7 protein-coding genes are annotated in these 14,358 nt (G+C 31.9%); 3 read left to right on the forward strand and 4 right to left on the reverse strand.

From position 1 onward, the window contains the following. Positions 1 to 2: 2 nt before the first annotated feature. The 3 genes from IPJ23_16820 to IPJ23_16830 all read left to right on the forward strand — a co-directional run bounded on the left by IPJ23_16820 (position 3) and on the right by IPJ23_16830 (position 4,918). Positions 3 to 947 (forward strand): HEAT repeat domain-containing protein, encoded by a 945-nt coding sequence (locus IPJ23_16820; GenBank protein ID MBK7632332.1) that lies wholly within the window; start codon positions 3 to 5, stop codon positions 945 to 947. A 1-nt stretch (position 948) separates the two neighbouring features. Beyond that, positions 949 to 2,025: a DUF4097 family beta strand repeat protein gene (locus tag IPJ23_16825; GenBank protein MBK7632333.1), complete on the forward strand. Its 1,077-nt coding sequence runs from the start codon at positions 949 to 951 to the stop codon at positions 2,023 to 2,025. 244 nt (positions 2,026 to 2,269) lie between these two features. Continuing rightward, entirely contained in the window at positions 2,270 to 4,918 is a 2,649-nt protein-coding gene (locus IPJ23_16830; protein MBK7632334.1) for a carbohydrate binding family 9 domain-containing protein, read from the forward strand. A gap of 5 nt (positions 4,919 to 4,923) precedes the next feature. On the opposite strand, the gene IPJ23_16835 is transcribed toward IPJ23_16830, so the two are convergent. From IPJ23_16835 to IPJ23_16850, 4 genes are all read right to left on the reverse strand, one after another. Then, positions 4,924 to 7,236 carry a response regulator gene (locus IPJ23_16835; protein MBK7632335.1) on the reverse strand — a complete coding sequence of 771 codons (2,313 nt, stop codon included), beginning with the start codon at positions 7,234 to 7,236 and terminating at the stop codon, positions 4,924 to 4,926. A gap of 252 nt (positions 7,237 to 7,488) precedes the next feature. Further along, a complete protein-coding gene (locus IPJ23_16840) occupies positions 7,489 to 11,094 on the reverse strand; it encodes a PAS domain S-box protein (protein ID MBK7632336.1) in 3,606 nt (1,201 codons plus the stop codon). Further along, positions 11,081 to 12,538, reverse strand: coding sequence for a PAS domain S-box protein (locus IPJ23_16845; protein ID MBK7632337.1), 1,458 nt, complete (start codon positions 12,536 to 12,538; stop codon positions 11,081 to 11,083). Before IPJ23_16845 ends, IPJ23_16840 begins: the two co-directional genes overlap by 14 nt. A gap of 296 nt (positions 12,539 to 12,834) precedes the next feature. Next, on the reverse strand, positions 12,835 to 14,322 hold the full coding sequence (locus IPJ23_16850) for a PAS domain-containing sensor histidine kinase (GenBank protein MBK7632338.1): 1,488 nt from the start codon (positions 14,320 to 14,322) through the stop codon (positions 12,835 to 12,837). Positions 14,323 to 14,358: the final 36 nt, after the last annotated feature.

A 14,358-nucleotide genomic window follows, 5' to 3' on the forward strand; every position in this document is an offset into this window, starting at 1 on the left:
AGATGGAAAAGCAAATGGAACATAATGATTATAAGGAAATGATTCAGTTTTATCTGTATGAAGAACTGGATTTAGATAAGAAAAAAATATTTGAAGATCACGTTAAAACTTGTAATGAGTGTAAGCTTGAATTAGAAGCATACAAAAAACTTTTTGCAGATATTCAGAATGATGTGTCTGTTTCTGTAAATCCGAACTTATTACATGAAGCACGACTTGAATTAAGAGGTCAATTAAGAGCACAACGAAATAGCATCTCTTTTGTTAAACAAATTTTCAACTCTGTTTATTCAATGATAACCAAACCTGCTGGGTTAGCATTTAGCGGATTTTCAATTTTGTTAATAGGAATGTTTATTAGTTACCTAATTTTTAAATCTCCATCTGTTGAAAATTCTCAACCAAACCCCCTTATAAACGATCAAATAAAAATTAGTAACATTAATTTTACAGATCCTGATCCATCTGATGGACAAGTTGAATTTACTTTTGATATTGTAAAACCAGGACATTTTAAAGGAAATATTTCAGATCCTAAATTGCAACAATTTCTAACATATGCCGTTCTTAACGCCCAGAATCCAGGTACAAGACTAAATTCTATAAATTTAATAAATGTAGCTAAAGGTACCGGGATTGATGATGAAATAAAAAACTCTTTGATAACAGTAGCAAAATATGATGGTAATCCGGGTGTTAGAAGAGAAGCTCTTAAATCCTTAAATGAAATTCCAATGGACACTGAGATTAAAAATACCTTCATCTATGTTTTATTAAATGATACAAGTGCAGGAATTCGCATTGAAGCAATCAACAATTTAGTTGATGCTGCAAAAAAAGGATATAGCTTTAGTGTTGATGATTTATCAAAACTAAGAAATAAAATTCAAGTTGATAATAATAATTATGTAAGACTGCAAGCAAAAAATATTATAAAGGAGTACTGATATGAAAAATCAAAAATTTACAAGATTCTTACACACAAGCCTGTTTTTTATTCTAACTGGATTTGCCGTATTCACTATGGCAACAGATAAGGACAAGTCGTTTAATGTTTCCAAAGGTGATAACCTTGAAGTTTCAATTTCAAATGGAAATATTATAGTATCAACGTGGGACAAAGATCAAGTATATGTTAAAGCGATTAATTTAGAGGAGGAAGATATTAATAACCTTAAGCTTGAGCAGCAAGGGAATAGAGTAATTGTAGAATTTAAAGGTGAAGATTCGGATGATTTTCGTGTTGAAATATCCCTGCCTTCAAAATTTAATTTGGATCTTTCATCAGGCGGTGGCAATGTTGGGGTAAATGGAAACATTAATGGAAAAGTTGAAATTTCCACAGGCGGCGGAGACATTAATGTTGAAGATGTTGCTCTAAAATTTTCTGCATCAACCGGTGGGGGAAATATTACTGTCGGCAATGTTAGTGGTGAAACCGAATTATCAACCGGCGGTGGAAGCATTAGTGTAAAAGATGTTAAAAGTAAAATTGAAGTATCAACTGGTGGCGGAAATGTTTCGATCGGAAATATTGGTGGCAGTGGTGAAGTTTCAACAGCCGGAGGAAATATTTCAGTTGGCAAAGTTTCCGGAAGTGCTGAATTAAATACTGCTGGCGGTAATGTGAGCCTGGACGGTGCTACAGGAAAAACTGAAGTAAATACAGCAGGAGGAAACATTAGTCTTAGAAATGTTTCTGGTTCAATTGAAGCAAATACTGCAGGCGGAAACATAAATGCTGATTTAATTTCTGCAAGTAATTCAAAAAGTGAATTAAACACTGCGGGTGGAGATATTAATCTATCTATTCCAGCTGATTCTAAAGTGAATATAGTTGCAACAGTTTATGTGGGTAAACACGCCAGTGACCCGGATGTTGAAAAGATGATTAAATCGGACTTTGAACCAACAACTGTTGATAAAAGTTCAAAAAATCTTATTAAGAAATTTATACTTAATGGCGGTGGTTCGATGATTGAGTTGAATACTGCAAGTGGTAAAATCAAAATAAATAAGAAGTAATTAAAAATATTTTCCGCCTGGCGATGAATACTTAAAAATTGCCAGGCGACATCATTTATTATAAACCGTTCATCATTCATCATTACCACTTCTAAGAATTATCGGAATAAAAAACTTAGAATAAATTAATATTAGTTTGAACAAATAGATCAATTAACTGGTATATGATATTTCTAGAATAACTTAACCATTAAGTTCTCTGATAAGCCAAAGTCAAAATGTTAAACTAAAAATTGATAGAATTATGAAGTTTTTTACACTATTACTTTTTTTGTTAGTCTTTAATGCAACATATTTTGCTTCATCCAAAAACGATTCTACTAAAGCTCTTATTTCCTATAAGCTTGATGAACCGCTTATATTGGATGGAGTTTTAAGTGAGCCTGTTTATTCTAAGCAACCCATTACCGCATTTACACAAAAGGATCCTGATGAAGGCAAATTTGCTACAGAAAAATCAGAAGTTTGGATTTCCCATGATGCTGATAATATATATTTCAGCGGGAGATTTTATGATTCCAACCCTGATTCTATTGATGTAACATTGATGCGTCGTGATAATTTTATTGAGTCAGACTGGTTTTGGATTTATCTTGATCCTTACAACGATGATAGAACCGGATTTTATTTTGCTGTAAATCCCGGCGGTTCTATTGCCGATGGAACGCTGTTCAATGATGGCGGAATGGATGAATCATGGGATGGGATTTGGCAATCTAAAACTACCGTTGATGAGAGCGGATGGAATTTGGAAGTAAGAATTCCATTTACGCAATTAAGATTCAAAGATGCAGAAAAAATGATTTGGGGTGTTAATTTAAATCGTGATATAAAACGTAAACACGAAATGTCTTTTTATGTTTTAGTTCCCAAAAAAGAAAGCGGCTTCGTATCAAAGTTTGCAGATCTAATTGGATTGGATGGTATAAAAGCCAAACATCGATTTGAGATACTTCCCTACTTTGTACAAAAAGCGCAGTATTTAGTTCACGACGTAAACGACCCTTTCTATAAGTCAAATCAATACAAAACATCCGTAGGTGCGGATATTAAATTTAGCATAGGCAGTAACTTAAATGTAGATGCAACTATAAACCCTGATTTTGGGCAAGTAGAAGTTGATCCAGCGATAATAAATCTTTCCGAATTTGAAACTTTCTACAATGAAAAGAGACCCTTTTTTATCGAAGGAGGAAATATTTTTTCTTTTGGTTATGGTGGAGCAAATAATAATTGGGGATTTAATTTCGGTGTACCAGAATTAATTTATTCAAGAAGAATCGGAAGATCACCGCAGGGCAATGTTACAAAAAACGGTTATGTTGATTATCCAAACGAAACAAGAATTCTTGGCGCTGCAAAGCTAACCGGTAAAATCGATGAAACCTGGTCAATCGGGGCACTCAGTTCATTAACTGAACGAACATATGCAACTTTACGACAAGAAATAAGCGATACATCGATTGAAGTAGAACCGTTTACTCATTATGGCATCTTTAGAACTCAAAAAGAGTTTAACTCCGGTAAGCAAGCAATTGGTATAATATTCACTTCTGTAAACAGAGACCTTAGTAATGAGAATCTAAAAAATTTATTAAGTAATCAAGCTTATACTTTTGGTACAGATGGATGGACTTTTTTAGATGACGATGAAACTTATGTTGTAACTGGTTCAGTTATTGGTTCTTATACTTCCGGCACTAAAAAGTATCTAAAAAGATTGCAGGAGCAACCATACAGGTATATGCAACGACCAGATAAAACTTACATGCCAATTGATACTAATCGAACCTCAATTGCAGGATACTTTGCCCGCGTTTCCTTAAATAAACAAAAGGGAAATTTTTATGTTAACGCTGCAATTGGAATTATTTCACCCGGATTTGAATATAATGATCTTGGTTCGCAATGGTTTGCAGATAGAATTAACGGGCATCTTGTAACTGGTTACAGATGGTTTGATCCGGACGATATTTTCAGGAGAAAAAGTGTTTACCTTGCATATAACAGAACCTCTGATTTTGAAAATAATATTGAAAGAAGTGGATTCTACTTAACATCTTCTGCTCAATTTTTAAATTATTGGGGAATTAATGCCCAAGTTTCAAATAATTTTAAATCTGTTTCCAAATCATTAACGCGGGGCGGACCTAAACTTAATATCCCATCAAATTATTCCTTTAATATTAGTGCATACACTGATAGCCGTGAAAAAATAATCGTTTCACCCGGTATTGGTTATTGGCGAAATGAAATTGGCAGTAATGAGTTTGCTACCGAAATAGAGATCGAATGGAAACCAAGCTCTAGAATAAGTTTTTCTTTTGGCCCAGAATACGCAACTAACAATACTTCGTTTCAATGGGTTAGAGATATTTCAGATCAAACAGCTGTTCGCACGTATAACACTCGGTATGTTTTTGCAGATTTGGATCAAAAAACTTTTTCTGCCAACATAAGATTAAACTGGATTTTTACTCCAACTCTTAGTTTACAATTGTACATTCAACCACTTATCTCAGTTGGCGATTATGAAAATTTTAAAGAGATAATTAATCCACCAACCTTAGAAGTAAAACAATATGGTCTTGAAGGATCGCAGATCAGTTATGATACGGAATCAGAAAATTACTCAGTTGATCCAGATGCAGAAGGACCAGCTCCATCATTTGATTTTCATAATCCTGATTTTAATTTTAAATCCCTGCGAGGCAATTTAGTTTTAAGATGGGAAGCATTACCAGGATCAGTTTTTTATTTTGCTTGGACAAACAGCCGTATGAATTTTGAAAATCCCGGTGAGTTTAATTTTAAAAATGATTTTAGCAGTCTATTAAAATCAGAAACAGATAATATATTTTTGGTTAAGTTTTCTTATTGGATAGACATTTAGACAAATCAATTTTTAAGGATACCTAAAAGTAATTCTAATAATTGATTTTTTAAATATGGTTTTGAGATGTACTGATCAAATCCGGCTTCAAGAAACTTTTCTTTATCACCAAGCATTGCAAAAGCGGTAGCGGCAATAATGGGAATTGATTCGTACCCGGCAACCTTTCTTATTTTTTCCGCTACTTGAATTCCATTTATTCCAGAACCCAGATTTATATCCATAATAATTAAATCGTATTTAGAATCGCTAATAGCTTTAAGAGCTTTCTCACCATCTACTGCAAATGCAACATCATATATTTTTTTTATGAAAAGTTTTACTATATCGCGAGTAGTTGAATCATCTTCAACAACCAAAATTTTCTTTTTAATTTCATTTACTTCCGGCTCAGATTTTAGGTATTTGTTTTCTACTTCAATAGTTTCACCAACTACATTTTGGACCTTGTCAGAATTTTCAAAATTTTCTTTTAATATTTCTTCTGTGAATAAGGGAATTTGGAAAGTAAATTCTGATCCTTCTTTCAGTGTGCTTTTAACTGAAATCCGTCCATTCAATAACTCAACATACTTTTTACATATTGTTAATCCCAAACCTGTACCTTGAAAACCTCTTCCCAGTCCTTCAGACACTTGTCTGAACTCTTCGAATATCAAATCTAAACTCTCTTTGGGAATTCCAATTCCTGTATCTTTTATATTAATTATAAAATTTCTATGAAATACTTCAAGGGATATAAATACGCCGCCATCGTTTGTAAATTTTAGAGCATTGTTTATTAGATTGTTCATTACATCTCTTAACATTCTCGGATCGGTTTTTGCAATTACATCGTAAGACGGTAGTGCTACTTTCAAAAATAATTTTTTTCTGCCGGCAGCAGCTTCAAAATGAAACTTCACACTTTTAACAAGCTCATTAAGGTTTACAACCTGATAATCTATATTATGTTTATTGGCTTCTAATCTTGAAAGATCTAAAATTAGATTTAATGTATCGATTAATCTTTGCCCGCTATCGTGGATTGCCTTCGCCATTTTTTTATGATTATCTTTTTCAACTTCAGCAATCAATAGATCAGAGTATCCTAAAATCCCAATCATCGGAGTCCTTAGCTCGTGGCTCATATTAGCTAAGAATGTAGATTTGAGTTTATTTGATTCGTCAGCTTTTTCTTTTGCTTCAATCAGCTCTTTTTCTTTTAACTTTAATTCTGTTATATCTTCAGCAGAAAATAAAACTCCAGTGATATTTTCGTTTGCATCTCTTAGATAAGTGTTGTGAAAGATTAAAGTTCTAATTTCTTTACCCTTTGTTACCACTTCGCTTATAAAGTATTCAATGGGCGGCATCTTTCCTCTAAGAACATCATAGTGTAATTGTTTATTCTTTCTTTTTATGTTATCCGGAAAACAATTGTCAAACCAATTTTTGCCATTTAGTTCGCCTTGTAAATAACCAAGAACTTCATCGCCTTTTTTATTTATAAGCTGGATGTAACCATCAGAATCAATAAGTGCAATTAACGTACCTGCAATGTCAAGATATTGTTTTGTCTGGTCACGTTCTTTCTGAAGTTCAAGATTTGTAATTGCTAATTCCTCGGTTCTATCTTCAACACGTTTTTCAAGTTCATCATTTAATGTTTCAAGCTCTTCCTGAGTAATTTTTCTAACCTTAACTTCTTCTTCCAGATTTTTTTTCTGATCAAAAAATTCTTTAATAAGATTTGCAAAAACACCATACTCACTTTTTGTATTTATAAGTTTTTTTAATCGTTCAGGTTTGTTTAAAGTAAAACTTCCTATGATGTTAGAGATAGGTCTTACGATTTGTAGAAAAAGTGCCGTGGTAATAGAAAATGAGAGTATAAGGAAAATAAGTATTAGTGTGGAATACTCTTTTTTAGCATCATCGTATTTTTGTTTTAGTACAGTTGATTCTTTTTTTGCAAATAATACCTTTTGCGTTGTTCCGTTTTCATCTTTTAATTGAATAAATACGTAATTGATGTATGGTTTATCTAGAAGATAATTTATTAATAAGTCTGCTTCATCTAAATCGATAATTTTAATTTTGGTTCCTGTACTTAAAGAGATTTTTTCTAACTGATCACTATCTGGTAGAAATTGTGCGCCGCTTTTCTGGGCAGGTAAATTATTAATGATAGATGTTTTTAATGATAAGTTTCTCTCTTCAGATAGTGACTTAATTATATTATTCTCACTAACTTTTAAATAAATAATTGTTCCGGCAAATACTATTAGCACAAAAACAATAAGAATGATTAGACGATTTTCGATTTTATGAAACATATCTTTTAAGAGTCTTCATTTTGCAAGTTTGCGGATGAAAAAATACTCATTCACTTTTAATAAAATAAATATTGAATTGACCAATTGAGTGATGAAACCGGAAGTGAAATACGATATGCAGCAGAACTGAAATTAGCTTTCAACAATAAATAATCAATAATTCATTTAATCCGACAAACACAATTCAAATCAATCAATTGCACTCTTAATTATCGGAATAAAGCTAAAATACTTTATCTTTTTTGAAGCAAATCAGTTTAAATTCTTAAAAATAATATGCCTTAATTGCTTTTGATTAAAAGGTTTTGCCAAGAAGCCTGAAAACCCTTCTTTTAAGAATGTATCCTGATCCATAGAAGATGTGTAACCTGTTATTGCGATGATCGGGGTTTTACTGTAAGAATCTGTTTTTCTGATTTCTTTCATCAATTCTAATCCACCAATACTGTCTTTAAGGTTTATATCCATAAGAATAATATCATAAGAAGTCTGGCGAATTGCTGTTAGTGTGTCTTCGTAGTTTGTAGTATGATCCATAGTTGCAATATCATTAAGAAAATACCGCATAATATCAACGTTCATCAAGTAATCTTCAACAATAAGAATATTTGGACTTTTTGCCTTAGCACTTAATTCAACGTTTTCATCTAAATTAGTGTCCTCTTCCAATAAATCTGGATTTATTGGTTTATTCGGTAATGGCAATATAATTGCGAAAGAAGAACCAAGACCCTCTTTACTTTCAACCTCAAGTCTGCCATTTAAAAGTCTTACCATTTTTTGTGCAATTGTAAGACCCAACCCTGTACCTTCGTAACGGCGAGTAACACCTTCACTTATTTGTCGGAAAGCATCAAAGATTACATCAAGATTTTTTTGAGGTATTCCAATTCCAGTATCAATAATTTTTACAATACAGAATTTTCGATCCTCATCATCAATAAATTCATCAGCAATTATTTTTATTGCACCATTTTCAGTGTACTTAATAGCGTTATCTAGAAGATTTTTAAAAATCTGTTCTAATAGTTTTTCATCCGATGAAACTATTGTGTCTTCTTTTAAAATTTCAATCTCAAGAGAAAGCCCTTTTTCTGCGATGATGCTCTTGTAACTATAATCAAGGTATCTAACAAAGTGAGAAAGGTTGATATCTGTGTAATTAACTTTTATTCGTTCGGACTCAAGATCAGAAAGTTCTATTATAGAATTTAAAGTATTAAGCAGCCTGTAGCTAGACTTAATTATCTTATTAGACATTTCTACAACATTTTCATCTTCGGATTCCTCAATCATAATTTGAGAGAAACCAATAATAGAGTTCATCGGAGTTCTTATTTCGTGATTAAGATTGCCCAGCAAATGAGTTTTGAATATGTTGATTCCGTTTGCTTTAGTTAATGCTAATTTTAATTCTATCTCAAGCTCTTTTTGTTGTGTTACGTCCTGCTCGATAAAAAGGTAACGAACAATTTTTCCGTGTTCATTTTTAATTGGGGAGATGGATAATGATGCCCAGTAAGGAACGTGATTTTTTTTGACATTCATTACTTCGCCGCGCCAAACATTTCCTTTTTTTACCTCTTCCCAAATTTTATTAACATCTTTATTATCAATCGGTTTTATTTTTTGTGCTTCTTTACCTGCAATTTCTTCGTAAGTATATCCTGTAAGTTCGGTATATCTTGGATTGGCATATTCAATCAGATTTTTTGTATTGGTTAATAAAACAGAAGAAGGACTTTGCTTTACAATTTCAGATAAGATTCTTAGTTCATTTTCAGTATGTTTTCTAACTGTAATATTTCTATTAATTGAGATGATTGCTTTTTGTCCAAGGAAATCTGTCAGAGAAAAATTCATCTCAAAAAAGATAGAAGATCCATCCTTTCTAAAAGCCTCTATCTCAAATGTTGGAACATCTCTATTATCTGCAACTTCACTAACCATTTCTGTAGCAAATTGAAGATTTGCACAAAGATCAAAAAACGATTTACCTACTAGTTCTAGTTTATCATACCCAAAAGTTTCACAGGCTCTTAAGTTTGAGTTTAGTATTATTCCTCTTACCGGTTCAAAAATGATGATTGGATCATGTGCGTTATCAAAAAGATTTTTATACCCTTGTTCTGAACGTTTTAGTTTATTTTCAGTTAGAATTCTTTCTGATATATCTTCTGCAATACCAATAATATTAGCCTGCCCGGTAACACTATTGTTAGCATTTTTGATCGAAGAACTTATCCATCTTGTTCCTCCATCCGGTCTAACAATACGGTACTCAATCTTTCCTACAAAGTTTTTATTAGATTTTGCAGTTTGAATAGCTTCAAGTAATATTTTACGATCTTTTGGATAAATTGAATTTACCCAGAGAGAAGTATTCTCAATTACTTTCTTACTTTCAATTCCCCAAACCCTACTAAACGCTGGACTAACATATTTTAACTTTTCACCAGTTTCATCACTTGTTAAAGTAAACAACACAATATCAATATTGTCTGCAATTTGTTTTATTCTTTCTTCACTTGTATTAAGCGCTTCTTGTGTGGAAAGTAAATCGGTGACGTCATGGATCGATTCAATAACTTTTGTTACTCTTCCATATTCATCTTTAAGAGGTGAGAAAAGTACATCCACATAAATAGCTGCTCCGTTAGCATTATTGTGTATATGTCTTACAAGTTTTGAGTTCCCTTCTTCAAAAACATTTTTTAATGCGCACTCAGCTCCATTATCACAACACGGAACATCTGAATTATGTACAATTTTGTGGCACTTCTTTCCGATGATTTGGTTAGACCCTTGTCCCGTACGTTTTACTGCGGAATCATTAATATCAATTATGTTATAATCTCTATCGATAACAATAATATCTTCGTGCATGCTGTGTAATAAAGATTTAAAGTATGCTTCACTTTCACTAAGCGCAACATCAGCTAGAATTCTTTCCTTTTCAACCTCAATGCTATTAAGTGCAAAGGCAACGTCCTCAGCAAGTGTTTGAAGCAGTTCAGTTTCAACGGCGTCAAAGGAATATATGTTGTCAGAAAATATTATTAGATATCCATAAAATTTATTACGATACTGTATCGGACTAATAAATACAGATGGATTTTTTATTTTATGATTTTTTAAAACCCTATTAAAAAAATTTAACCCCTCTGTATCTCTAAGCACAATTGGTTTGTGATTTGATAAGTCTTTTTCTAATAAATTATTGATTTTACAGGAAAATATTTGATTATCAATTTGTTCATGACTAGAATTTTTAAATCCATTCGAAATTTCGATTGGACTACGAGCTGGATCATTTTCATTGCTAATCCATGCGGCAATGTAATCTTTAGAATTGATAAGGATATTGCAAGTTTCCGCTAAAAGTTTTTCCGGAATACTTTCTTTAATTATTAATTTATCAATGCTTCTAATTGCAAGTAACAATTGGTTCAAATGTTTAAGCGATCTATCGGTTGATGATTTATAAATTGCCGTTTCAATCATCGCACCTAACTCTTTATCTCTAACAGGCTTGGTTAAAAATCCGTAAGTATGGCTGTCTTTACTTCGTTCAATTGTTTCCTGATCAGCATAAGCTGTTAAATAAATTATAGGAATTTCAGAAGTGTTGTGAATCTTATCGGCAGTTTCAATTCCCGTTAACTCCCCTTTTAATTTTATATCCATTAGAATACAATTAGGTAATTCGCGCAAAGCTAAATCAATGGCTTCTTCACCAGTAGCAACAGGACCAACTGAAGTATAATCCATTTTATGCAATGTGCGTTGCAATTGAGAAGCGACAATCGCATCATCTTCAACAATAAGAATTGTATTTTGTGTTCTATTTGTCTTCATAATCAAAACAGATAGTATAGTTTGTACCCTTATGTCTATCTAGTTTAATCGATCCTGCTAATTGATATTTAACCCAAAAGTTTACAAGCTTTAAACCAAGTGAATCAGTGTTTTCCCAATCATAATTTGCTGGCAAACCTACTCCGTTATCCGAAATAGAAATTACAATTTTCTTTGTTTCATACTTTAAGGAAATAATAATTGTTGGAGTTTTTTCAAACCCATCAGTGAAAGCATATTTTAAAGAGTTAGTAAGAAGTTCGTTAACAATAAGTCCGCATGGCATTGCAGTCTCAACATCAAGTGAAACATTATGTGCATTTACATTAAAACTAATATCTTTATCCAATCCAAAAGTCTGAATAACATTTGAAGTTAGATTATTCAAATATCCATCCATATCAACTTTAGCCAGATAATCAGATTGATAAAGCTGCTCATAAACTAATGACATAGTTCTTGCTTGTTCTTGAAGCTCTCTTAAAAAAATTTGTACTTTTTCATCATCAAGTCTATCAATCTGCATTTCAATCAAATAGATCATTGCTTGCAAATTATTTTTTACACGATGATGAACTTCTCTGAGAAGAACGTTTTTTTCGGCAAGAGCGGCTTGCATTTTTTCTTCTTCTTTTTTTCGCTTTGTGATATCCTGAGAGTGAGCGATTAAAACTTTTTTGCCAAAGTATAAGCCGTTATAAACTTTTATATCTTTAAGTGAAATTGTTCCATCTTTTTTCTTGCCCCAAAATTCAAACTGCTGTGGAACTCCTTTAAAAGCATCTGATATTTTTTTGTTTATAATTTCAAAATTATTTTTATCAGGGGCAGAAAGAAATTCTGCGGTTTGTCCGATTATTTCTTCCTTTGTGTAGCCGTTAATAATTATTGCGCCATTATTAACATCAAGGAAAGTACCTGAATCATCCTGAATATAAATCGCATCTTCAATAGTGTTGAATAGATTTCTATAACTTAAATCACTTTCTACCAATGCTTTTTTAGTTTTTCTATTTTCATCAATATTCTGAAGAAACCCAATTATTTGTTGTGCCTGATTATCGGTACCACGTTTAAATATTGTTAACTTTATCTCAAACCAACAATAATTTCCATTCTTATCTATTAAGGGAATTTCAAAACTTTTTGGCGTGTCTTCATCAGAAGTGTTTAAGTCTATTACGGCATTTAATATAAAATCATAATCCGCCGCATTTAATAATTTTTTTGCTATTTCAAATACACTACCCTGTAACTCATTTGTTGAATATCCTAAAAATTCCTTTTTAGTAAAATTTGAATAAATGATTTGCTGTGTAGAAATATCTGAAACAAAAATTGTTACGGGTACAGTTTCAAGAATTTTTTCTGATAATAGACTCTTAATTTTAAGTTCAGCATCAGTAGATGTTTCTTTGTATATAGTAGTTTTAGTATCGATCATTTTATAAATTTTTGCCTTCAGTAAACAGATAATTTCTATAAATGCATAGTAAATAAGCCACTTTTATGCCAGTTTATATTCTATCCAACACATTTTTAATAATATTCGAAGAATAATTCAAAACAATCTTATAATGGTTTTCAGTTTGATTTTGTGATAAAAACCAACATTTATTTTTAATTATTGGCATTTACAAAAATTGTTTGAGATTACAATTTCAATAAATATGGATTGACTTTTTTTGATCAGGAAAATTTTTCCGCAGAATTAATATTTTTACACCCAACTTAAAGTACTTAGCTATTTTCCGTAGCTATAGCAGGAATTGTAAAGAAAAACTCTGAACCCTTGCCGGAAGCACTCTCAACCCAGATCTCTCCACCATGTTTTTCTACAAAATCTTTACACAAAATCATGCCTAAACCAGAACCTTTTTCATTTGTTGTTCCGGGTGTTGTAAAACTTTTGTTCATTCCAAACAGCATAGATTTTTGTTCATCAGCCATTCCAACACCATTATCTTTAACACAAAATCGAATCATCCTTCCAAACTGGCTTGCAGACAAAACAATTTGCCCGTTTCTATTAGTAAATTTGATAGCATTTGTAACCAGATTGTTAAAAATTGATTGCATCATATTTTCATCTGCATAAACAAAAGTTTCTTTATCAAGCTTGTTTAAGATTGTTATATTTTTTTGTTCTGAATTTGATCTAAGCAATGATACCGTATTTTCTGAAATTGAAAATACGTTAACAGGTTCAGGATTGAATTCTATTCTTCCCGTTTGCAATCGGCTCCACTCTAAAAGATTTGTTAATAACCCAATTGTTTGTTTTGAAATTTCAACAATACTTGATGCAAATTCTTTTACTTCTGATTTCTGAAGTTCATCAATATCATCTGCTAGAATTTCAGCATATCCAATTAACGCTATAATTGGTGTGCGAACATCATGTGCAATGATTGAAACAAACTTATCCTTCGTGTCATTTATCTGTTTAAGATCTTCTGCAATCTTTAGTATCTGTATTTCATTTTGCTTTTGATTGGTTACATCTCTTAACAGCATTAAAACTTCATTCTTATGACTTTTAACAATGCGTGCTTCATAATGTTTTTCTGCATCGTGATTTTGCATTTTAAAATCATAAGTTTTTAAATGCCCAGATGAGTATGATTCTCTTATCATCAATTGAAGCGGTTCGGCTATTGAATGTGGGAAAATATCCCAAATAGTTTTGCCAATAATGTAGGATGGAGAAATCGGAAACTCGGCATTGTTACCGGCTTTAAAGTCTGTAAACTTTCCATCTTCAGAAAGTATAAATAAAATATCGGGCAAAGCTTTTATGATGGCGTAATCACGACCTATAACATCACTAATAAGTTCATCAACTATTTTCTTTTCAGTTACATCTTCTGCAATGCAATCGTAATAAACAGAGCCATCAATATTATCATAACCTTTTTGAACAAACTCATTAACATAAACGGCTCGTCCGTTCCTGTTACGCCATTTAGATTCTACACCTTCTGTATTATTTATTTTAAAGAAGTGTTCTTGATATTTAACAACAGAAAAGTTTTCTCTAAAAGATTCTTCTTTCATATAAACTTCCATCAGTTCATCTAAAGAATTAAAACCGAGCATACGTAAAAAAGTTTGATTAGTATAAACCGGAGCTCCAGAATCTGAAATCCTGTAAAACGCAAAGTGCGGGCTTGCGTGAAAGTTTGAAGAAATATTTTCTTCCTTAATTAGATTTTCTGTTGTTTGCATCAGTTTATTAAATCAATTTTCTACAAAATAGCATGC

The organism is Ignavibacteriales bacterium (assembly GCA_016709765.1).
Classification (GTDB): Bacteria; Bacteroidota; Ignavibacteria; order Ignavibacteriales; family Ignavibacteriaceae; genus IGN3.

Coding starts and splice junctions, on each gene's coding strand:
- IPJ23_16820 (MBK7632332.1), top strand. CDS start 3: ATGGAAAAGCAAATGGAACATAATGATTATAAGGAAATGATTCAGTTT.
- IPJ23_16825 (MBK7632333.1), top strand. CDS start 949: ATGAAAAATCAAAAATTTACAAGATTCTTACACACAAGCCTGTTTTTT.
- IPJ23_16830 (MBK7632334.1), top strand. CDS start 2,270: ATGAAGTTTTTTACACTATTACTTTTTTTGTTAGTCTTTAATGCAACA.
- IPJ23_16835 (MBK7632335.1), bottom strand. CDS start 7,236: ATGTTTCATAAAATCGAAAATCGTCTAATCATTCTTATTGTTTTTGTG.
- IPJ23_16840 (MBK7632336.1), bottom strand. CDS start 11,094: ATGAAGACAAATAGAACACAAAATACAATTCTTATTGTTGAAGATGAT.
- IPJ23_16845 (MBK7632337.1), bottom strand. CDS start 12,538: ATGATCGATACTAAAACTACTATATACAAAGAAACATCTACTGATGCT.
- IPJ23_16850 (MBK7632338.1), bottom strand. CDS start 14,322: ATGCAAACAACAGAAAATCTAATTAAGGAAGAAAATATTTCTTCAAAC.